At 35.7% G+C, this 18,877-nt stretch carries 19 protein-coding genes and 2 tRNA genes; 10 read left to right on the top strand and 11 right to left on the bottom strand.

Annotated features, from left to right (window positions below; translation table 11 throughout):
* The first annotated feature begins 96 nt into the window (after positions 1-96).
* From AC6CHH_RS16080 to AC6CHH_RS16095, 4 genes are read left to right on the top strand one after another with little or no spacing between them, the layout of a single operon-like run.
* Positions 97-1,668 carry a glycerol-3-phosphate dehydrogenase/oxidase gene (locus AC6CHH_RS16080; RefSeq protein WP_498284724.1) on the top strand — a complete coding sequence of 524 codons (1,572 nt, stop codon included), beginning with the start codon at positions 97-99 and terminating at the stop codon, positions 1,666-1,668.
* Positions 1,669-1,693: 25 nt separating this feature from the next.
* Positions 1,694-3,187 (top strand): glycerol kinase GlpK, encoded by a 1,494-nt coding sequence (glpK, locus tag AC6CHH_RS16085; protein ID WP_498284726.1) that lies wholly within the window; start codon positions 1,694-1,696, stop codon positions 3,185-3,187.
* A gap of 29 nt (positions 3,188-3,216) precedes the next feature.
* Positions 3,217-3,942, top strand: coding sequence for an MIP/aquaporin family protein (locus tag AC6CHH_RS16090; protein WP_498284728.1), 726 nt, complete (start codon positions 3,217-3,219; stop codon positions 3,940-3,942).
* A 5-nt stretch (positions 3,943-3,947) separates the two neighbouring features.
* The gene (locus AC6CHH_RS16095; RefSeq protein WP_498284730.1) at positions 3,948-4,094 is read left to right on the top strand and encodes a hypothetical protein; all 147 of its coding nucleotides are present in this window, start codon (positions 3,948-3,950) and stop codon (positions 4,092-4,094) included.
* A gap of 11 nt (positions 4,095-4,105) precedes the next feature.
* Here the strand turns inward: AC6CHH_RS16095 and AC6CHH_RS16100 are convergent, their stop codons facing one another.
* On the bottom strand, positions 4,106-4,942 hold the full coding sequence (locus AC6CHH_RS16100; protein ID WP_498284732.1) for a mechanosensitive ion channel family protein: 837 nt from the start codon (positions 4,940-4,942) through the stop codon (positions 4,106-4,108).
* Positions 4,943-5,021: 79 nt separating this feature from the next.
* On the opposite strand from AC6CHH_RS16100, the gene AC6CHH_RS16105 reads away from it, so the two are divergent.
* Positions 5,022-6,191 (top strand): cysteine desulfurase family protein, encoded by a 1,170-nt coding sequence (locus AC6CHH_RS16105; RefSeq protein WP_498284734.1) that lies wholly within the window; start codon positions 5,022-5,024, stop codon positions 6,189-6,191.
* Positions 6,192-6,268: 77 nt separating this feature from the next.
* Positions 6,269-6,595, top strand: a complete 327-nt coding sequence (locus AC6CHH_RS16110; RefSeq protein WP_498284736.1) for a HesB/IscA family protein — start codon at positions 6,269-6,271, stop codon at positions 6,593-6,595.
* A 31-nt stretch (positions 6,596-6,626) separates the two neighbouring features.
* Here the strand turns inward: AC6CHH_RS16110 and AC6CHH_RS16115 are convergent, their stop codons facing one another.
* Genes AC6CHH_RS16115 through AC6CHH_RS16125 form a run of 3 tightly spaced genes read right to left on the bottom strand, consistent with a single transcriptional unit; the run spans position 6,627 to position 9,663 of the window.
* On the bottom strand, positions 6,627-7,688 hold the full coding sequence (locus AC6CHH_RS16115; protein WP_498284738.1) for a DUF3810 domain-containing protein: 1,062 nt from the start codon (positions 7,686-7,688) through the stop codon (positions 6,627-6,629).
* Positions 7,689-7,692: 4 nt separating this feature from the next.
* Positions 7,693-8,748, bottom strand: coding sequence for a nucleoid-associated protein (locus tag AC6CHH_RS16120; protein WP_498284740.1), 1,056 nt, complete (start codon positions 8,746-8,748; stop codon positions 7,693-7,695).
* Between the two features lie 9 nt (positions 8,749-8,757).
* Entirely contained in the window at positions 8,758-9,663 is a 906-nt protein-coding gene (locus AC6CHH_RS16125) for a histone deacetylase family protein (protein WP_498284742.1), read from the bottom strand.
* Positions 9,664-10,075: 412 nt separating this feature from the next.
* Between AC6CHH_RS16125 and AC6CHH_RS16130 the strand changes: the two genes are divergently transcribed.
* The 3 genes from AC6CHH_RS16130 to AC6CHH_RS16140 are packed head-to-tail and all read left to right on the top strand — an operon-like array spanning position 10,076 to position 11,825.
* Positions 10,076-10,402 (top strand): hypothetical protein, encoded by a 327-nt coding sequence (locus AC6CHH_RS16130; protein ID WP_498284744.1) that lies wholly within the window; start codon positions 10,076-10,078, stop codon positions 10,400-10,402.
* A gap of 46 nt (positions 10,403-10,448) precedes the next feature.
* Positions 10,449-11,093, top strand: a complete 645-nt coding sequence (locus tag AC6CHH_RS16135) for a TatD family hydrolase (RefSeq protein ID WP_498284745.1) — start codon at positions 10,449-10,451, stop codon at positions 11,091-11,093.
* 3 nt (positions 11,094-11,096) lie between these two features.
* Positions 11,097-11,825 (top strand): tRNA threonylcarbamoyladenosine dehydratase, encoded by a 729-nt coding sequence (locus AC6CHH_RS16140; protein ID WP_498284746.1) that lies wholly within the window; start codon positions 11,097-11,099, stop codon positions 11,823-11,825.
* A gap of 70 nt (positions 11,826-11,895) precedes the next feature.
* On the opposite strand, the gene AC6CHH_RS16145 is transcribed toward AC6CHH_RS16140, so the two are convergent.
* The 7 genes from AC6CHH_RS16145 to AC6CHH_RS16175 form a co-directional block, all read right to left on the bottom strand.
* Positions 11,896-13,197 (bottom strand): M16 family metallopeptidase, encoded by a 1,302-nt coding sequence (locus AC6CHH_RS16145; RefSeq protein ID WP_498284747.1) that lies wholly within the window; start codon positions 13,195-13,197, stop codon positions 11,896-11,898.
* Entirely contained in the window at positions 13,166-14,422 is a 1,257-nt protein-coding gene (locus AC6CHH_RS16150; protein ID WP_498284748.1) for a M16 family metallopeptidase, read from the bottom strand. Before AC6CHH_RS16150 ends, AC6CHH_RS16145 begins: the two co-directional genes overlap by 32 nt.
* 21 nt (positions 14,423-14,443) lie before the next feature.
* On the bottom strand, positions 14,444-15,343 hold the full coding sequence (gene hemF, locus AC6CHH_RS16155) for an oxygen-dependent coproporphyrinogen oxidase (RefSeq protein WP_498284749.1): 900 nt from the start codon (positions 15,341-15,343) through the stop codon (positions 14,444-14,446).
* Positions 15,343-16,341, bottom strand: coding sequence for an NAD(P)H-dependent glycerol-3-phosphate dehydrogenase (locus AC6CHH_RS16160; protein ID WP_498284750.1), 999 nt, complete (start codon positions 16,339-16,341; stop codon positions 15,343-15,345). Before AC6CHH_RS16160 ends, hemF begins: the two co-directional genes overlap by 1 nt.
* Before the next feature lie 300 nt (positions 16,342-16,641).
* A complete protein-coding gene (locus AC6CHH_RS16165; protein ID WP_498284751.1) occupies positions 16,642-16,905 on the bottom strand; it encodes a TFIIB-type zinc ribbon-containing protein in 264 nt (87 codons plus the stop codon).
* A gap of 158 nt (positions 16,906-17,063) precedes the next feature.
* Positions 17,064-17,777 (bottom strand): hypothetical protein, encoded by a 714-nt coding sequence (locus AC6CHH_RS16170; protein WP_498284752.1) that lies wholly within the window; start codon positions 17,775-17,777, stop codon positions 17,064-17,066.
* A 488-nt stretch (positions 17,778-18,265) separates the two neighbouring features.
* Positions 18,266-18,350: transfer RNA gene (locus AC6CHH_RS16175), tRNA-Ser, on the bottom strand.
* A 288-nt stretch (positions 18,351-18,638) separates the two neighbouring features.
* Between AC6CHH_RS16175 and AC6CHH_RS16180 the strand changes: the two genes are divergently transcribed.
* Positions 18,639-18,712, top strand: a tRNA-Arg gene (locus AC6CHH_RS16180).
* Positions 18,713-18,877: the final 165 nt, after the last annotated feature.

The following is an 18,877-nucleotide window of genomic DNA, read 5'->3' on the forward strand; positions in this document are numbered from 1 at the left end:
AATTAGGAAAGATTATCATAGGTAAAATCACAAATCAAAATTTTGATTGTCAATTCCATCTGAAAATTCATACATTTAATTTAAATATATTATCAAATGCTAACCGATTCAAAAAGAATTAATCAAATAAACCAAATCAAAGAAAATATACTTTGGGATATTGTCGTTATTGGCGGGGGTGCAACGGGTCTTGGAACTGCAGTAGATGCAGCAAGCCGAGGATTCAAAGTGCTTTTGATCGAAAAATATGATTTTGCAAAAGGCACCTCCAGCAAAAGTACCAAACTAGTGCATGGTGGCGTTCGGTACTTGGCAAACGGAGACATCAAACTCGTTATTGGCGCCTTAAAAGAGCGCGGGTTAATTTTTAAAAATGCCCCACATGTCTCTTTTTCTCAATCTTTTGTGATACCACTTTTCTCAACTTTTGATAAACTAAAATATCTAATTGGTCTCAAAATGTATGATTGGCTTGCTGGACATCTTAGAATTGGAACATCGGTATTGCTATCAAAGAAAGAAGTGCTGAAAAAATTACCATTACTTAAACAAGAAGGTTTAAAAGGTGGTATCCTCTATTTCGACGGTCAATTTGATGACGCTAGATTAGCAATTAATCTTGCTCAAACAGCGATTGAAAATGGAGCCACGGTATTAAATTATATCCAGGCTAAGGAAATTCTTAAAGATGAAAACAATAAGATTTCTGGGCTTTTAATAGAAGATACCCTGAGTCAAGAAACTTTTAAGGTTCGTGCAAAAGCAATTGTGAATGCGACCGGAATCTTCGTTGATGATATCTTAAAATTAGACAAATCCAATCATAAGAACCTAGTACGACCAAGTCAAGGATCACATATTGTAATAGATCAAAAGTTTTTAGCTTCTCAGGATGCATTGATGATTCCAGAAACCAGCGATGGACGAGTTCTTTTTGGTGTACCTTGGAACGGTAAAGTCTTATTGGGCACTACAGATATTCCAATCGACAACCATCAAATAGAACCTGTTCCAATGGAAGAGGAGATTTCTTTTATTCTCTCCACTGCGGAGCAGTATCTCAATCCAGCACCTAGACGAGAAGATATTTTGAGTATATATGCAGGATTGAGACCTTTAGCCGCTCCGAGTGATAAGGACAAAACGAGTACCAAAGAGATTTCCAGAGACCACAAATTAATTCGTAGTGAGTCAGGGCTGATCACCATCACGGGCGGAAAGTGGACGACTTATCGTAAAATGGCTGAGGATACCGTTAATTTAGCAATTCAAATGGGTGGCTTACAAAATATAGCCTGTAAAACAAAAGAACTTTCGATCCATGGATCGACTAGCGAAAAAAATAAGGATGATTGGTCTCATTATGGAAAAGATTACCAATGGATTCAAGCGCTAATTCAAAACGATTCAGCTTTGGGGGAGGTTTTAGTAAACGGATACCCCTACACTAAGGCCGAAGTCGTTTGGGCCTGCCATAATGAAATGATTCAAAAAGTAGAAGATTTTTTGGCTAGACGATGTCGTTTATTACTTTTAGATGCTAAAGCCTCCATTCAGGCCGCTCCTAAAGTTGCTGAAATTATGGCAAAAGAATTAAACAAATCTGAACAATGGGTGGAATCAGAAATTAAACAATATAATGAATTAGCCAATTATTACACACTATAATACAACCTATTATAAATAATATAAAATGAAAGAATTTATTATTGCATTAGATCAAGGGACGACAAGCTCTCGTGCTATCCTGTTCAATAAAAAGGGAGAAATAGTAAACATATCACAAAAAGAATTCAAACAAATCTATCCCAAATCAGGATGGGTAGAACATGACCCTGAAGAAATTTGGTCAAGCCAATTTGCCGTTTTAACAGAAACCATAGCCAAATCAAAACTGAAACTGGACGCCATTAAAGCAATTGGAATAACCAATCAAAGGGAGACAACAATTGTATGGAACAAAAGAACGGGTAACCCAATTTATAACGCCATAGTTTGGCAAGATAGACGTACTGCAGATTATTGTGGAGAGTTAATCCAAAACGGCCATCTTGAAATGGTTCAACAAAAAACAGGCTTATTGATCGATTCCTATTTTTCAGCAACAAAAATTAAATGGATATTAGATCATGTAAAAGGTGCTAGAAAACTAGCCGAAAGAAATGAACTCGCCTTCGGAACAGTGGATAGTTGGTTGATATGGAATTTAACGGATGGAAAAACACATGTGACGGATGTCACCAATGCCTCCAGGACCATGTTATATAATATCAATGAATTGAAATGGGATAAAGAGCTTTTAGAACTTTTTGATATCCCAGAATCTCTACTTCCTGATGTAAAATCTTCCTCAGAAGTCTATGGTAATACCTCCATGGAATTAGGGAGCAGGTCTATTCCTATTGCAGGAATTGCGGGTGATCAGCAAGCGGCTCTGTTCGGACAGATGTGTATTAAAAAAGGGATGGCAAAAAACACTTATGGTACAGGATGTTTTCTGCTCATGAATATTGGGAATAAACCAGTAAAATCAACTAACAAACTAGTAACTACGATCGCTTGGCAAATCGGAAAAGAAGTCGTTTACGCCTTAGAAGGCAGCGTTTTTATTGGTGGTGCCGTTGTCCAGTGGTTACGAGATGAATTGAAAATAATCAAAAATTCCAGTGATATAGAAGCGCTCGCCACGAGTGTTTCGGATACCAATGGTGTATATGTTGTTCCCGCCTTTGCCGGCTTAGGGGCACCACATTGGGATTCAAATGCAAGAGGGAGTATATTTGGAATATCTAGAGGCACAACCGATGCACATATCGCAAGGGCTTGCCTGGAAAGTATCGCCTACCAAACTCACGACATCTTAAAGGCAATGGAAACCGACTCGAAAACCAAAATTAAAGAACTGCGGGTTGATGGCGGTGCTACTGAAAATAATTTTTTAATTCAATTCCAAGCTGATATATTAAAAACTACCGTAGTAAAACCCAAAATTACAGAAACCACAGCAATGGGCGCTGCATTTTTGGCTGGACTAGCTGTCGGATTCTGGAAAAATACAGAGGAACTGGAAACCTTGTGGGTAGAGGACAAAAGAATAGATGCTAAAAAATCTACCAAACTCTCTGAAAACCTTTCCCAGTGGAATAGAGCGGTAGACTCGGTAAAACATTGGTCTAATAATTCATAAAATTTCAATAACTAAATATAAGAAAACCTATGACCCCATTTATAGCCGAATTAATAGGCACTGCCAGTATGATCCTTTTAGGTGGCGGTGTAGTAGCCAATGTTTTATTAAAAGGTACCAATGGTAATAACGGTGGTTGGATTGTCATTACCACAGCTTGGGCTTTAGCTGTTTTTGTTGGTGTCAATATTGCAGCACCATATAGTGGTGCGCACTTAAATTGGGCGGTGACAATCGCAAACCTTGCCTTAGGAAAATTGGACTTGGAAACTTCATTAATCTATATGGCTGCTCAGCTTCTTGGTGCAATGATTGGCGCCAGCATAGTTTGGTTGATTTATAAAGATCACTTCAACGCGACAGAAGACCCTGGTGCAAAGAAGGCCGTCTTTTGCACCACACCAGCCATTAGAAACCAACCCGTTAATTTAATTTCTGAGATTGTAGGTACATTTGTATTAATTTTTACAATTCTTCACTTCAAGGATGCCAAACTCTCGGATGACTCAGTAATCGGTTTAGGTTCAATTGGAGCCATTCCCGTTGCTTTTTTAGTTTGGGCCATTGGTTTATCATTAGGTGGGACAACAGGATATGCAATCAATCCGGCGAGGGATTTAGGACCTCGGATTATCCATTCTCTATTGCCCATTAAAAACAAAGCCGGCTTTGATTTGTCTTATGCTTGGGTACCTGTGTTAGGTCCTATCATAGGTTCGCTATTGGCAGTTGCATTAAATGTGTTGATTCACTAAAAAAGATGAAAAAGAGCTTCTTTAAATTTTTGAATACTATAAACCAAAAGGTTTTACCAAAATATGCTAAGGAAGATCCTTCCAAACTCAGTAAGCTACAACAGGCGATTGTAGCTTACCGATATTATGTATTGGTGAATTCAATGGATTAGTTCTCGTCAGCTTATGCGTTCGAATCTGTGTCTTGTTGGATAATTTTGATATGATTTGTAGGAAATACAAAACTTTTATCCGCCAAAACCATCTTAATATTTTCAGCTAATTCATGCTTAGTCGCCCAATAAATATCCCGATTAGCCCAGGCCCTAATCGTGAGGGTGATTCCTGTTTCTTTCAAATCCCCAACAACAACCTCAGCTTGAGGCTTTTGTAGAAGACGCGAATCAGCATGTAATATTTTAAGAATTGCTTCTTTGGCTAGCTTAATATTGGTATCATAGGAAATAACCAAAGAAAACTGCATCCGTCTGGAGGTTATTTTCGTGTAATTTTTAATCACCGAATTTGCTAAAGTCCCGTTGGGACTATATACCCGTATTCCGTCATCATCACTGATGGTTGAATAAAGTAGATCTATTGCTACCACAGTGCCGGTTGAGCCGTTATCACTTGATATATAATCTCCTACCTCGAATGGGCGAAACAACAAAATAAGCACCCCACCCGCAAAATTTGATAAGCTACCCTGCAAAGCCAAACCTACAGCAAGACCAAATGCAGAAAGCGCTGCAATGAACGAGGTGGTTTGGATCCCCATTGTGTTGGCAACAGTTAAAATTAATAAGATATAAAGAATTATTTTCGATAAACTTCGGATGAAAGTACGTATAGATAAGTCTACATTCCTTTTCTCAAACCGTTTATCAATAAATTTAAGTGTAAATCGAATTACATATTGACCTACAAAAAGCAAGAGGAACCCAATAAAAATACTGGGTAGCTTTAAAATAATGGCATCGAATAGCTTTTCTAAGCTGTTTTCTAGATTTAAGAAATTCATAAGTGAATATGTTTAATTACAAATTTAAAAAAATACTTTCTATAGGGGAATTATGTAGATATTTTAAATAACTTTAGGCATGGGAACGCTTTATTTTGATAACAATGCTACAACCATGATAGATGAAAAGGTATTGCAAGCTACTCTACCGTTCCTTCGGGAATTCTATGGGAATGCATCTAGCTTACAGCATAAATTGGGACGTAAATCCGCCCAGGCCGTTGATCAGGCAAGAAAAAAGGTTGCTGATTTTTTAAATGTAACCCCTAAAGAAGTATTTTTCACAAGTGGGGCAACAGAGTCTATTAATATGGTTGTTAAGGGAATCGCAAGCGCCTATCAGAGCAAAGGGAATCACATGGTTACCTGCAATACTGAACATAAAGCAATGTTAAGCACGGCTAATAGTGTCACAAAACATGGTATAGAGATGACCTATCTTCCTGTGGACCGATTTGGAGCTATTGATTTAAATACCCTAAATAAGGTCATCACTGAAAAAACGATTCTAGTTTCCATCATGGCTGCCAATAATGAAACGGGAGTTCTCCACCCCATAAAGGAAATTGCGGCCATGTGCCAGAAAAAGAATACCTTATTTTTTTGCGATGCAACCCAATGGATTGGTAAACTACCGCTAGATCTTTTAGAAATCCCAATTGATATTTTATGCATGAGTGCGCACAAAATACATGGGCCAAAAGGCATTGGCGCCTTATTTATACGAAGAAAAAGCAAACCCATCCAGATTCCAGCACTAATTGAAGGTGGAAACCAAGAAAACGGAATTCGTGCTGGCACATATCCAGTTGCACAAATTGTAGGTTTAGGAGCATCCCTTGAACAGATCGACTTTGCCAATGACATCGAAAAAACACGTAATTATTTTGAAGATAAAATATTAAAAGAAATCGATGAAGTAGAAATTGTTACACAGCATACTCCTCGAATTCCCAATACCAGTAATGTGCATTTCAAGTATGTAAGAGGTAATGAGTTGATGACTAAACTACCAGATATTGCAATTTCATCAGGTTCAGCCTGCGTTTCAGGAGATAGGGACCCATCACATGTCCTAAAAGCAATGGGCTTGAGTGATGAACAAGCTTTTTGCTGCTTACGGTTTAGTTTCAGTAAGTATAACGACAAAGAGCAAATCGATGTTGCTGTGGCACAAATCAAACAGGCCGTGAAACAAATTAGGGATCAATCCCCTATTTGGGAAATGTACAAAGAAGGTCTAATTTGACAGAAGTCAGATGAATACCATAAAGAATTCAAAAGAACTTTACTTAACTTTGTATATTATAAGATAGATACAGTAGTATGGTAACCATAACAGATAAAGCAAAAGAACACATTCTTAACATCATGAAAGAAGAAAACTACGATGAGCATTATTTTGTTCGTGTAGCTGTTGAGAGTGGAGGTTGTTCAGGTCTTTCCTATAAACTGAACTTTGACAACCAAGAAAAAAAAGGAGATCAATTCTGTGAAGATAAAGGAATTAAGATCTGTTTAGATATTAAATCTTACCTTTATTTGGCTGGAACTGAGCTAAATTATTCCGATGGATTAGATGGAAAAGGTTTCGAGTTTCATAACCCTAATGCCTCTAGGACCTGCGCTTGTGGGGAAAGCTTTTCGGTATAAGAACTATCAATTAGGCATTCTTTTAGTTTGCCTAATTTTTTTTCTCATAAGCAATAATTAAACGGCTCACCATTCCATACCTGGCCATACCTTCTGCCTGATTATTATGTTTCAAGTATTGATTGTAAAACACCCCTGAGATATCGGTCAACCATCCAGTATACCCTTCCCAAAATTTCTGCTCTTCCATAAGGTCTCCTTTAACTAAAATTGACAGTTTTTCTTTGTATTGGGTAAAAAGGTTTTTATCCACTAAATACAGGGAATTCAAAAGGTAACGGACACTTTGATAATAGGCTGAGTACTTAAACCAATCCTCCTTTGAATCCTTCAATTTTGCAAATGCAATAAAATTACATTCATCTTCAAAACCAATTCCCATTTGATGAGTCAGTTCATGAGCGATTGTAAAAGGATTAGCTGCTTTTGGAATCGCTGGATTAATATGGGCCTCATGAGTCAGTGGATTAAAATAGCCTGATACACCAAAATAACAGGCAGCTTGGGCGAATAAAGACTGTTTAATTTTGACCTGTGTTTTAGACAACATGTTAAAATCTTTATCCTCGAACATAATTTCTTCAATCTTTTGAGATAAAGTTAAGGTTTGCATTTTTTCCAATTCCAAATTTTTCCTTATGGAATTGGCTTGCAAAATATGTTGATCAAGCACAAAAAGATGATCCGCAAGTAAGATAGTATCTACTTTCAAATTCAATTGTTTACTGACAGGAACCCTATAGTAATTTATAGCCCAAGAAATATTAAACAGAACATATAAACAAAGTATGGTAGAAACTAGTCTTAAAATCCAGATAAAAGCTACTTGGAATTTTTTCTTGAATAATTGAATTATTATACTAAAAATCTGGTAGGCAAAAATAAAAATGATTAACGCGTATAGTATATCTCCTATACTAAAAGGAATCCAGCCAAAGAGTACTTTTGGAATAAAGGAAAGTATAGGGTAAACTCGTAGACTATAATAGTTTTCCACTATAAGAACATGACTTACCAAAATATTAATCAATAAGATCAGCATCAGAAATATTCCCATGGTGATCAAAAGAAACTTAGTGGATCGTAATTTCATTTAGTTATTCTTCATTTTCGAAATAAACTTTATAATAATTCATCCCTTTGTCTTCATCATAGCCTTTTTCTAAGAATTCCCGCTTTCCGTGAACATAAATATGAAAATTCTTATCTAATTTCAGCACTGATTTATAGCTTGACGCCATTTTTTTTACTGCAGGTGCAGCAATATCAAATTTAGATTGGAAGGGTGCTTGAAATTCCTCTTCAAAATCTTGTTTATAATCCTTGAACAAAGAGATTGCCTCTGGATTACCTAAAACCTCTTCATTAAATTCATCTTCCACAAAGGTTTCTTTTGTTTTGAAGTAGTTCATCGAACGGTTCATCAAATCTATTTTACTAGCCTTATCTATGGCAAAGACATCATCAATCTTTTCCTTGACAAAACTTTTATACACTTTCATCAAATTTCCCGTCTGTTGAAAATTATCATCTCTAGTTTTTAACTTTAAAAAATCGTCTTTCCAATAAACAGCCTCTGAATTATTGGTTTGGTCTAAACACAAGACCTTGTAGCCTTGCTCCTGTTCATCGTTGATGATCACAACACCTTTATCTAGTTTATTGATGTTAATCGCTTGTTGCTCATAGTTGATGCCCAAACCATTTTCTTGAGGATAGACTTTCAAGTAAGATTCTTTATTTTCGGATTTGAAAATGCCTATCCCTTGGTGGTTTACTCCTTCCATTTGTAGATTATCCAAAGCGACAATATAGAGTTCACCAGATTTAATTTTGGGATGCTCACTCACCTCAAAAAGATACCTTGCAATTGATTTTGAAAAATCTAAAAATGAAATTTCTTTATTGAATAATTGTCTCGAAAAATAAAAAACTTCATTTAACTCCAATGTATCGTTTGGATGGTAAAACCGATATACTTCATTAATCTTGGCGAAAGGTTTCATGAAATATTGCATTAATAATCCAGCTAGTACCTCATCGTTTTTAACATCAATTTCTTGATCGGATAAGGTAAAATATTCATCCTGGCTTTTATTGCCGATGTGATGGATGATCAAATGTTCAAATATGGCGTCTTGATGAAATAACATAATAAATATTTAAAATTCAAAAACTTTAATTGCTGTTCGAAAAGTATTTACATGAGCATTTACAATGTCCTTGATGTGCTGAGAATAACCTCCTCCCATACTCACCTGCACAGGTACATGGTTATCTTTGCAAATGGAAAAAACTTTTTCATCTCGGAGTCTGCAACCTTGCTGGGTTAAGTTAAACTTACCTAATTTATCGCTGGCAAGCACATCAACTCCGGCTTGATAAAATACAAATTCTGGCTGAACCTTATTAAATAATTCAGGTAATTTCTCTGAGAGTATCATCAGGTATTCTTCGTCATCGATGCCATCCTTCAATGGAATATCAAAGTGGGATTTCTCTTTAAGAAAAGGAAAATTTTTTTCCCCATGAATAGAAAACGTAATTATATCAGGATGATCTTGAAAAATATGGGCTGTTCCGTTTCCTTGATGAACATCTAAATCAATGATCAATATTTTTTTTACTAGATGATTTTTATACAAATATGCAGCAGCGACGGCCTGATCATTTAATAAACAAAATCCTTCACCAAAATCTTTCCCTGCATGATGAGTTCCACCTGCAGTATTAAAAGCAACACCATATTGAATTGCCATGAGACTTGCCTTTATACTACCATCGATTAAATACAGTTCCCTATCCACAAGAGATTGGCTAAGAGGAAAACCTATTCTTCGCATCATTTTTGGATCCACATTTAAATCCAGAAGGTCATCTACATATTTTTTATCGTGAGCTAGATACACAATTTCTTTTTCGACCAATTCTGGCACAAAAAACTGATCAATATGCACAATTCCTTCATACAAAAGCTGTTCAGGTATAAGTTCATATTTTGCCATCGGGAACCGGTGACCAATGGGTAAAGGATGGATATAGGCTGTATGATGTGCGATTTTTAACAATTTCGAGATTTTGAAACGAAGATATGCAATCCTATCACAAATTGAAATTTCAAAAACAAAATCTTATCATTAATTGACTTTCCCAATGCTAAAGTTTATCTTTAGGTAGCTTTTGTTGATTCCCCATGAATACATCGAAAGATTCTGACCAGAGTAAACAAAATAAAGGAGGTAAATCATGTTCAACAAAAAACATAACCCTTTGACTAACAACTCCAACAGTTTGGATAAACAACATCCCTTTGTAAAAAGAGCTAAGGCATTTATACACCCTGTTGATGCGAAATTCCATTTCGGAAAATTTCTAGTAGATTTTCCGATTCCTACTTTTACCTTTAGCCATAATTAATTTAAAAAAACGAAATAGCCAGATCTTTGTTTAAGAGGTATACCATCTTATAAAAACAGAAATATGGCAATCGATATAAACTCTTTAATTGGCGCTGAAATCGTAAAAACTGAAGAAGATTCTAGGACACAGAGCTTGGTGGTTACGCTGATTTTGGAGGACGAAAACCAGAGTCAGGGAATTCAACAGAAATTACAATTTGACCATGTCACCCATTATACAAGGTCTGAAATACCTTATGAAGGTCTTCCAGTTATTTTGGAAGTCTCTCATCAGGTTCCAGAAATCAGCAAAGCATTTGACAATGATCAAACACGAAAACGTTTTAAAATTGATACAACAAGCGGAATTGTGATCTTAGAATTTGAAAAATGTGAAATTGTTGATTAACATAATCAATATAATTCTTTAGTTTTAATTCTAAAAATAGGTAAACGTGTTTATTGATATACATACCCATCATGGTTCTTCAGAAGCTGGTGCACTCCTAATTTCTAATTGCATGGTTTCAAAGGATTATTTGAACCAATTTCCAGCCAGTGCTGGAATTCATCCTTGGTATATTGATGAAAACTTTGAGAAACAACTAGAGGTTTTAGAAATATATTTAGCCAAGGATGGTGTCATAGCAGTTGGTGAATGTGGATTAGATAAAAACATATCTGCTCCATGGTCCAAACAAGTGATGGCTTTTGAAAAACAAATTGAACTAGCTTGCCTATTAGATAAACCGATTATCATTCATTGTGTACGTGCGTACTCAGAAGTTGTTAGTTGCTTATTAAAAAAACAAGTACGAGTTCCAGTGATCATGCATGGATATGCAAAAAATTGGGTATTGGCCCAACAATTACTAAGGCAAGGGTATTACCTTTCTTTAGGTTCGAGTATTCTTAAGTCCGGTATGGACGAAACGATTAAGCGAATTCCCTTGGACAAACTTTTCTTAGAAACCGATGATAAGCATATTCAAATCTCAGATATTTATGCTTATTTTTGCCGCGTCAGAGGCCTTTCACAGGGGCAACTGCAAGAACAAATAATGCAAAATTTTAGTCAGGTTTTTAACTATATAATATAATTAATGAAGGATTTATCTTGGCTCTCGCGAACTGAAGCTCTTATTGGCAGAGAGGCATTAGAAAAATTAGCGAACGCTCATGTGATGGTTCTGGGTTTGGGTGGCGTTGGTTCTTTTGCTGCAGAATTCATTGTAAGATCAGGCGTTGGAAAGTTAACAATCATCGATGGTGATACCGTTGACCCTACTAACCGGAATAGACAGTTACCCGCCTTAGCAACTAACCATGGTGAACCGAAGGCACAAATCATGAAAGAGCGCTTACTTTCCATAAATCCAGAATTGGAATTAAATGTAATACAAGAATTTGTATTACCTGATCGCATACCAAACTTGCTAGAAATAAAACCAGACTATTGTATCGAAGCGATCGATAGTATCACGCCAAAACTTTTCTTTATTCGTCATGCGCTAGAATCAGGAGTTCCATTTATTAGCTCTATGGGGGCAGGTGGTAAATTAGACCCAACAAAACTTCGTGTTTCAGATATTGCTCAAACATACAATTGCAAGCTTTCTTTACACATTCGAAAAAAATTAAAGAAACATGGAATTAGAGAAGGCGTAAAGGTCGTCTTTTCAACGGAAGCTGTTAATAAAAGCTCTTTGTTGTACACGGATGGAAGTAATTATAAAAAATCTGCCTACGGAACAATGTCTTATTTACCCGCTGCTTTCGGAGGCACATTAGCATCAGTCGCGATACAGGATTTAATACAACAGACTAGTTAACTATAATTCAAACTCATAAAAAAGCCGACCAACTCAGAGGAGATTGATCGGCTTTTTTACGAAATTTTGATTAATTCAGTTTACCTACCACTATCTTGATCATTTTATCATAATTAAAATAGGTTTGACCGATTTCTTGGATTTTTTTAGCGTCCATATTTTTAATTACTTGCGTATAATAGGTATAATATTCCAACGATATCCCCGAGAAATAAACAGACTTAAATTTATCGACGTGTGAGAAAATAGATTCTAAACTTCCCAGCATTCCGCCTAACATATAATTTTGCACCAAATCAATTTCCTTTTGCTGAACTAAATTCTCATGAAGTTTTGTCATTTCAAGTTGAATTTGGTTTAGCGTATCTTTGGTATGTTCAGAACCGACTTCTGTTGCTATGGAAATAAAACCAGCATGATTTAAATTAGCAACCGTTGAACCAATACTATAGGTATAACCCTTTTCTTCTCGAATATTGCTCATTAATCTGGATCCAAAATAACCTCCAAATAAAGTGTTCACGAATTGCAAAGCGGGAAAATCAGCATGTTCTCGTTGAATACCGAATCCACCAAGCCGAATAGCAGATTGTAATGCTGCAGGTTTCTCTAAATAAATCAGCTCTGCGTTTAGCTTATTTGAAAAACTAGGAGGAATCTGATTAAGGACCTTTTCATTCTCCCACTGATTTCCGTAATAGGATTTAAATAATTCCACCACCTGATCAGTAATATTTCCAGAAAGAAATAAAGTTGCATTTTGCGGCTGAATCTGTTGACCATAAAGTCTCAAAAGATCCTCTGAATTAAGGTTGCCCAAGAGCTTTTCTGTAACAGGTAAACCATACCGAGATTCCCCAAACAATTCTTTATAAAACAAACGTCTAGATATAAATTCATTTTTCTCCAAAGAAATCTGTAGGCTTTGGCTGTTGTTTCGAATAAAGGTTTGTAGTTCAAAATCTGGAATGATTGAATTGGTTAGAACCTGATGAACGACCGGCAGCACCGCATCCACATGTTTGCGTAAGGTATAAAGTGTAAGGGCATTATAATCAAAACTGAATTCGGGAATCAAATATGCTCCATATGCATCTATTTCATCAGCGATTTGGGCACTCGAAAGTTGGTCTGTTCCTTCCTTCAACATGGAACTTAGAGCGGTATTTCTAACGGGGTTTTCAGGAGTGTCAAAAATATTTTTAAAAACAAATTCCGCTTTGATAAGTTCTTGTTCTGGAGCGCGAAAAATAAAAACTTTCAACCCATTTTCAAAAATTAGCTGCTCCGGCTGTTTCAAAATAATATCATCAATCTGATGTATATCGGGTGCCTGATTTCTATTGAGCATGTTCACCTTTCTTTTTAGCATGATACTTTAGTGTAGAAGAATTTTCAATTTTAAAAATATCTTTTGATACTCTATTAATATCCTGTGGTGTTATACAAAGGTATTTCTCAATTTCTTCATTGTAAGCGTTTGCATCTCCAAGTAATTCATAAAAGGATAGATTCATTGCTTTATCTAATATAGAGAGTTCAGAAAAGACTAAAGTGGACTCAATCTTATTCTTCACCTTGGTAAGCTCACTATGGTTAACTTCATTTAAAGTCAGTTCATTTAACTCTACCCACAAGGCTTCTTCTGCCTGCTGCATACAAACTGATTCCAGAGGCTTTCCTTCGATAACTAGCAGATTATTATCGATACTCCCTAAAAGATAAGCATTAACTTCACTAAACAGATTTTTTTCTTTCACGAGTCTCCTATATAATCTGGAAGAGGTACCTCTGGATAAAATGTCAGTTAGCAAATCTACTGTTTGATAATCTGCGTGTAACCTATCTATCGTATGAAAGGCCATATAGATACTGTCCACGGGTACATCGGTGATCACATCTAGAACCCTAGCTTCTGTTTGAATAGGTTCAACAGGTAAATTTCGAACATTTATCTCTCCTGAAGGAATATCAGAAAACCATTTTTGAGCTAGTTGTTTAACTTGTTCTAGCTTCACATTCCCTGTTATGGCCATTATTGCATTATTGGGGGTATAAAATCTGCGAAAAAATGCTTTCACATCATCCATCTTAGCCTCTTCTATGTGTTTAATTTCTTTTCCAATTGTGGCCCACTTATACGGGTGAACTTTATATGCAAGGTCTCTTAATTTTAACCATACATCACCATAAGGTTGATTTAGATATCGTTGCTTAAACTCTTCTATAACAACATTTCTCTGCACCTCTAGACCCTGTTCACTAAACGCCAGTTCTTTCATTCTATCAGATTCTAACCAAAAGGCAGTTTCTAAATTATTAGCTGGAAGGGTAATGTAATAGTTCGTGATGTCATTCGAGGTGAATGCATTATTTTCGCCACCCACTTTTTGCAAAGGCTGATCATAATTGGGAATATTGATGGACCCACTAAACATCAAATGTTCAAAAAGGTGGGCAAACCCTGTTTTATCTTCACTTTCATCTCGAGCGCCGACATCATAGAGTATATTAACACAGGCCATGGGACTATAGGAGTCCTCATGAACTAGAACTCTTAACCCATTTTCAAGGGTGAATTTTTCAAATTTTATCATGAAATATAGTAAGTGAAAAAATTAACCAATCCAGTTAATTCCCTTTTTTAGTAGTAAAAGTGTTTTTTCCTCCTGGGATTCCTTTTCCGCTTGAAAGTTATAAGCCCAATTTGCCTGTTCCGGCAAACTCATTAAAATGGATTCAATACGACCATTGGTTTCTAATCCAAATTTGGTTCCTGCATCGTAAACGAGGTTAAATTCAACATAACGACCTCTTCTTAATAGTTGCCATTTTTTTTGTTGATCGTTATAAACAGTATTCCGGTGTCTATCGACCAATTCCGTATAAAGTTTCGGAAATAATCTTCCAAGAGAACAAGAAAAATTAAAAATTTCTTCCAAACTGATCCCAGCTTTTTCTGGAGTGAGTTTATCATAGAAGATCCCACCAATACCTCTGGTTTCCTCTCGATGTTTTATATAGAAATAATTATCTGCCCATTCTTTGAATTCTGGGTAAAAAGCTAAATTATATTGATCACAAATTTCTTTGAGTTGCGTATGAAAATATTTTGCATCTTCATCATTGACATAATGTGGCGTCAAATCAATTCCTCCTCCAAACCATTTGATTTTATCGTTCAGCTCAAAATATCGAATGTTCATATGAATGATAGGAACCAAAGGATTATTGGGGTGAATAACAATAGATACTCCAGTAGCAAAAAACTCATTTTGATCTACGTTGAATGCCTCTTTTATCTGTTCAGGCAATTGTCCATGAACAGCTGAAAAATTAACTCCTCCCTTTTCCAAAATGTCACCATGTTCAATAATTCGAGTTCGACCACCCCCTCCTCCTTCTCTTTCCCAAATCTCTTCTTTAAATTTGCTTTTTCCATCAAGCTTCTCTAAAGCGTTTGTTATTTCATCCTGAATTTCTCGGTATTTTTCGGCAATTTGCTCTTTACTTATCATTACGTAAGTTTTTCTGTTAGACTTCGAACAGCACTTGTTGCAGGGTAATTGTTATACAATATATTGTAAACCGTATTGCAGATAGGCATATTCATTTTATTTCTTAAGATAACATCCTGAATACAGCCTGAGGCAAAGTAACCCTCGGCCACCATATTCATCTCCAATTGCGCAGATTTCACACTATAACCTTTGCCAATCATATTCCCAAAGGTACGATTGCGACTGAATTGAGAATAGGATGTAACTAAAAGGTCTCCTAAATAGGCCGATTGATTAATCTCACGTTTTTGCGGATCAATAATATTGACAAAATACTCCATTTCTCGAATGGCATTTGAAATCAATACAGCTTGAAAGTTATCCCCATAGCCAAGCCCATGGCAGATACCACAAGCTAGTGCATAAATATTTTTAAGAACCGCTCCATATTCTGCACCCAAAACATCATTTGATATTATTGTCTTGATATAATGTGTGTTAAAATATTCTGCGACTCGCTTTGCATTTAGTGTATGTTTGGACGCAAAAGTTAAATAGGACAGCTTTTCCAGCGAGACCTCTTCAGCATGACAAGGTCCTGCAACAACAACAATATCTTCCAATGGAAAATTAAATTTTTTAAACAGGTATTCTCCTATAACCATTTTTACTGAGGGTACAATTCCTTTGATAGCCGAGACTATTAATTTCCCTCGCAAATCAGAAGGTTTCAGGTCCTCCAGTGCATCTTCTAAATATGCTGCAGGGGTATTCAATATAATAATATCAGAATTATAAATAACCTGTTTTGCCTGTGTAAATAAATTTTCCTTAGGTAGCTTAATCTCTACAGCACTTAAGTATGATGGATTATGGTGGTACTGAAGGATATAATCGATATCTTCTTTTTTGCGGACCCACCAATTTATTTGCTTTTCCTGTTGATTGTCCGTCAACATCTTTATCATTGCAGTCGCCCAACTCCCACTACCTATTACTCCAATTTTTACTGACATAGAACCTATTCTATTTTATAAAAAACAAAGATACAAATTATAGGTTCTCCTTCTGAACATTTCAATTAGAAACAAACTCAATCTCTATTAAGCTCTACCTTTAAAGATAAAAAAGTGATTGTGTTACCAACAAAAGTTTGTCTCTATTGGTAAAATTAGGATAATCAAGAAATTCTCATCAATAATATGATCAGAAAAGACGGTGGGATATTAATAGTACTGGCAAGCTATGCCGATAGACAATGATCTACCCAATCTAGGTTTATTACTGTCGGATAGATCATATAAGATACTTAAACCTTAGAAGTCAAAAATGTCACCTAAGAATGACTTTCTTTTGTGAGATGACCCTTTATTATAATCATTATCACGGCCTCTATTGCCGTATTGATTATGATCGTTTCCATAATTCTCTTTTTTTGAGTAATGATCACTTGACCGTTCTAGGATCTTGTCAAGCTCACCTCGATCTAACCATATACCACGACATTCAGGGCAATAATCTATTTCGATTCCATTCTTTTCACTCATTAACAAATTCACATTGCAAGTAGGACACTTCATATCGATTATTTTTTTGATTTAAACACTAAGCTATAAATAAAAATCTCAAAATCTTTAATTCAGTCAAACATACCCGTAAATATAAAGTTACAAATGTGCTAACGTGTAAGGCGGTGAAGAACCATGAGTATAGAACTTATCTCAACCTTATAGAAAACTTATCCCTCAGCTATTTCCTCGGTATTACAGATATTATATTCCCTATAAAGCTTCTCACCTATAATGCCTTGGTCACCCAAGGCTCTTCCTTTTACCAACCATGAGGTGCCGAACATACAAAGGGATAATGCTTCAAAAACAAGTGTTGAATAATCAAATAGGTTAAATGGAATCAAAACGATGAAAAGCAATATCGAATAGCCACAGACACGATAAATGTTGTTCTCGTTAAGCACGCTAACAGGGATATCTTTATTAGCTTGTTGACCAATAGTAAATACGTTTATGGATAACAAGGAGAAAATAAGGAAGAGCACGGCAGCAAATCCATAATGTAATTCTTTCAGACCAAATGCAATAAGAGTGCAGTCCATACAAGCTCCCTTTACGGGATCGGTAGGTATAAAGGCTATCCCTATTGCCATAAACCCCGCAATATTGGTAAGAAGATTATCGTTTTTCCATATAATCCTATTCCCATTACCTTTATAGCAAATCAGGAAAAAACCCACAGCACAAACTGTTCCCGTAAAGATCTCCCTTAAATTGGTAAAGTAATAATGGCTTATGGAGGGTTGGATATCGGTGTTAAAAAATCTGAACACAGACAATAGAACTAAAATTATAGGAAGGAAAATGCCGAGATATCCAATAGTCCTGCGTAGTCTTCTATAAGCAAACAAATTGTGGCGTTTAATTTCTTTGATTTTCATAATTCTTGTTTTTAATTAGATAACGAATATATTGACTTAACAATGAAGCATGAAGTGCGAATCCAAGTTAATTATAATCAAAAAATGATTGCTTGATCATACCTTCAAAATTGACCAAACGGAGGTAGATTATATAGGTTTCATGTTTGTGTATCAAAAAAACTTAATATATGATCTTCATGCCAAGAGTTTTTCACTCAATTTCCCATTGAATTTTTAAATATCATCATCCAGCAACATCCTACTCCCCCTCCCAATGCCGCTTCCAGCTCGAATTTCAAAGCCAGTGAATTAAAATTTATTTCCTCTTTTTGATAATCATATCAGCATATGTGGTTGCCTTTTTTAATAAAGCAAAAGATTTTGTTTAATAGGACGCATTAACTCTCTATCAACTACTATTGCCTATTAAACACCTTTCTTAAGTTTGTATGTGATGGATTGCTGATATACAAAAAAAAAGGGCTTCATGATGAAGACCCTTTCAGCGGAGAGTGAGGGATTCGAACCCCCGGACCTGTGACAGTCAACAGTTTTCAAGACTGCCGCATTCGACCACTCTGCCAACTCTCCGCGACAAAAGTACAAATTCTCTTGTTATCTCCAAACAATAATTGAAAATAATTCGTGATAAATCAGTCTCTATTGTAAAATAGAGCTGATTTTTAAGTTCTTAACTTTAAAAATATCTTTTAGCCCCTAAGAGTTTTAAGTTAATTGAATCTGCTACTCAATTTAATAGCCTCGTACTTGTCAAAAATATCCTATTGGTTGGCAATCAGTTAACCTGGTTATATCAAAAAAACATTAAAATATTTTGGTATTAACAGTCAAATAGCTACTTTTGCTTCACAAAATGAGGCGCCAATAGCTCAGCTGGATAGAGCATCGGTTTTCTAAACCGACGGTCAGGGGTTCGAATCCCTTTTGGCGTACTTAGAACTCACTTTAATCATAATTTAAAGTGAGTTTTTTGTTTAGTATATTTTTTCCGTTTTAACACCATAACCAACATTCGGATCAATCGGAATTCTTGGGGGGCAATAAAAAAAATGTTAGTTTAGCAGTCTTAAACTAAATGTACCTTGCAAGACGCTGAG

The sequence above is a fragment of the Sphingobacterium sp. GQ94 genome, assembly GCF_059758715.1.

Bases quoted from the DNA above. Each gene is read 5' to 3' on its own strand.
- AC6CHH_RS16080 (WP_498284724.1), top strand. From the start codon at position 97: ATGCTAACCGATTCAAAAAGAATTAATCAAATAAACCAAATCAAAGAA.
- glpK (WP_498284726.1), top strand. From the start codon at position 1,694: ATGAAAGAATTTATTATTGCATTAGATCAAGGGACGACAAGCTCTCGT.
- AC6CHH_RS16090 (WP_498284728.1), top strand. From the start codon at position 3,217: ATGACCCCATTTATAGCCGAATTAATAGGCACTGCCAGTATGATCCTT.
- AC6CHH_RS16095 (WP_498284730.1), top strand. From the start codon at position 3,948: ATGAAAAAGAGCTTCTTTAAATTTTTGAATACTATAAACCAAAAGGTT.
- AC6CHH_RS16100 (WP_498284732.1), bottom strand. From the start codon at position 4,942: ATGAATTTCTTAAATCTAGAAAACAGCTTAGAAAAGCTATTCGATGCC.
- AC6CHH_RS16105 (WP_498284734.1), top strand. From the start codon at position 5,022: ATGGGAACGCTTTATTTTGATAACAATGCTACAACCATGATAGATGAA.
- AC6CHH_RS16110 (WP_498284736.1), top strand. From the start codon at position 6,269: ATGGTAACCATAACAGATAAAGCAAAAGAACACATTCTTAACATCATG.
- AC6CHH_RS16115 (WP_498284738.1), bottom strand. From the start codon at position 7,688: ATGAAATTACGATCCACTAAGTTTCTTTTGATCACCATGGGAATATTT.
- AC6CHH_RS16120 (WP_498284740.1), bottom strand. From the start codon at position 8,748: ATGTTATTTCATCAAGACGCCATATTTGAACATTTGATCATCCATCAC.
- AC6CHH_RS16130 (WP_498284744.1), top strand. From the start codon at position 10,076: ATGGCAATCGATATAAACTCTTTAATTGGCGCTGAAATCGTAAAAACT.
- AC6CHH_RS16140 (WP_498284746.1), top strand. From the start codon at position 11,097: ATGAAGGATTTATCTTGGCTCTCGCGAACTGAAGCTCTTATTGGCAGA.
- AC6CHH_RS16145 (WP_498284747.1), bottom strand. From the start codon at position 13,197: ATGCTAAAAAGAAAGGTGAACATGCTCAATAGAAATCAGGCACCCGAT.
- AC6CHH_RS16150 (WP_498284748.1), bottom strand. From the start codon at position 14,422: ATGATAAAATTTGAAAAATTCACCCTTGAAAATGGGTTAAGAGTTCTA.
- hemF (WP_498284749.1), bottom strand. From the start codon at position 15,343: ATGATAAGTAAAGAGCAAATTGCCGAAAAATACCGAGAAATTCAGGAT.
- AC6CHH_RS16160 (WP_498284750.1), bottom strand. From the start codon at position 16,341: ATGTCAGTAAAAATTGGAGTAATAGGTAGTGGGAGTTGGGCGACTGCA.
- AC6CHH_RS16165 (WP_498284751.1), bottom strand. From the start codon at position 16,905: ATGAAGTGTCCTACTTGCAATGTGAATTTGTTAATGAGTGAAAAGAAT.
- AC6CHH_RS16170 (WP_498284752.1), bottom strand. From the start codon at position 17,777: ATGAAAATCAAAGAAATTAAACGCCACAATTTGTTTGCTTATAGAAGA.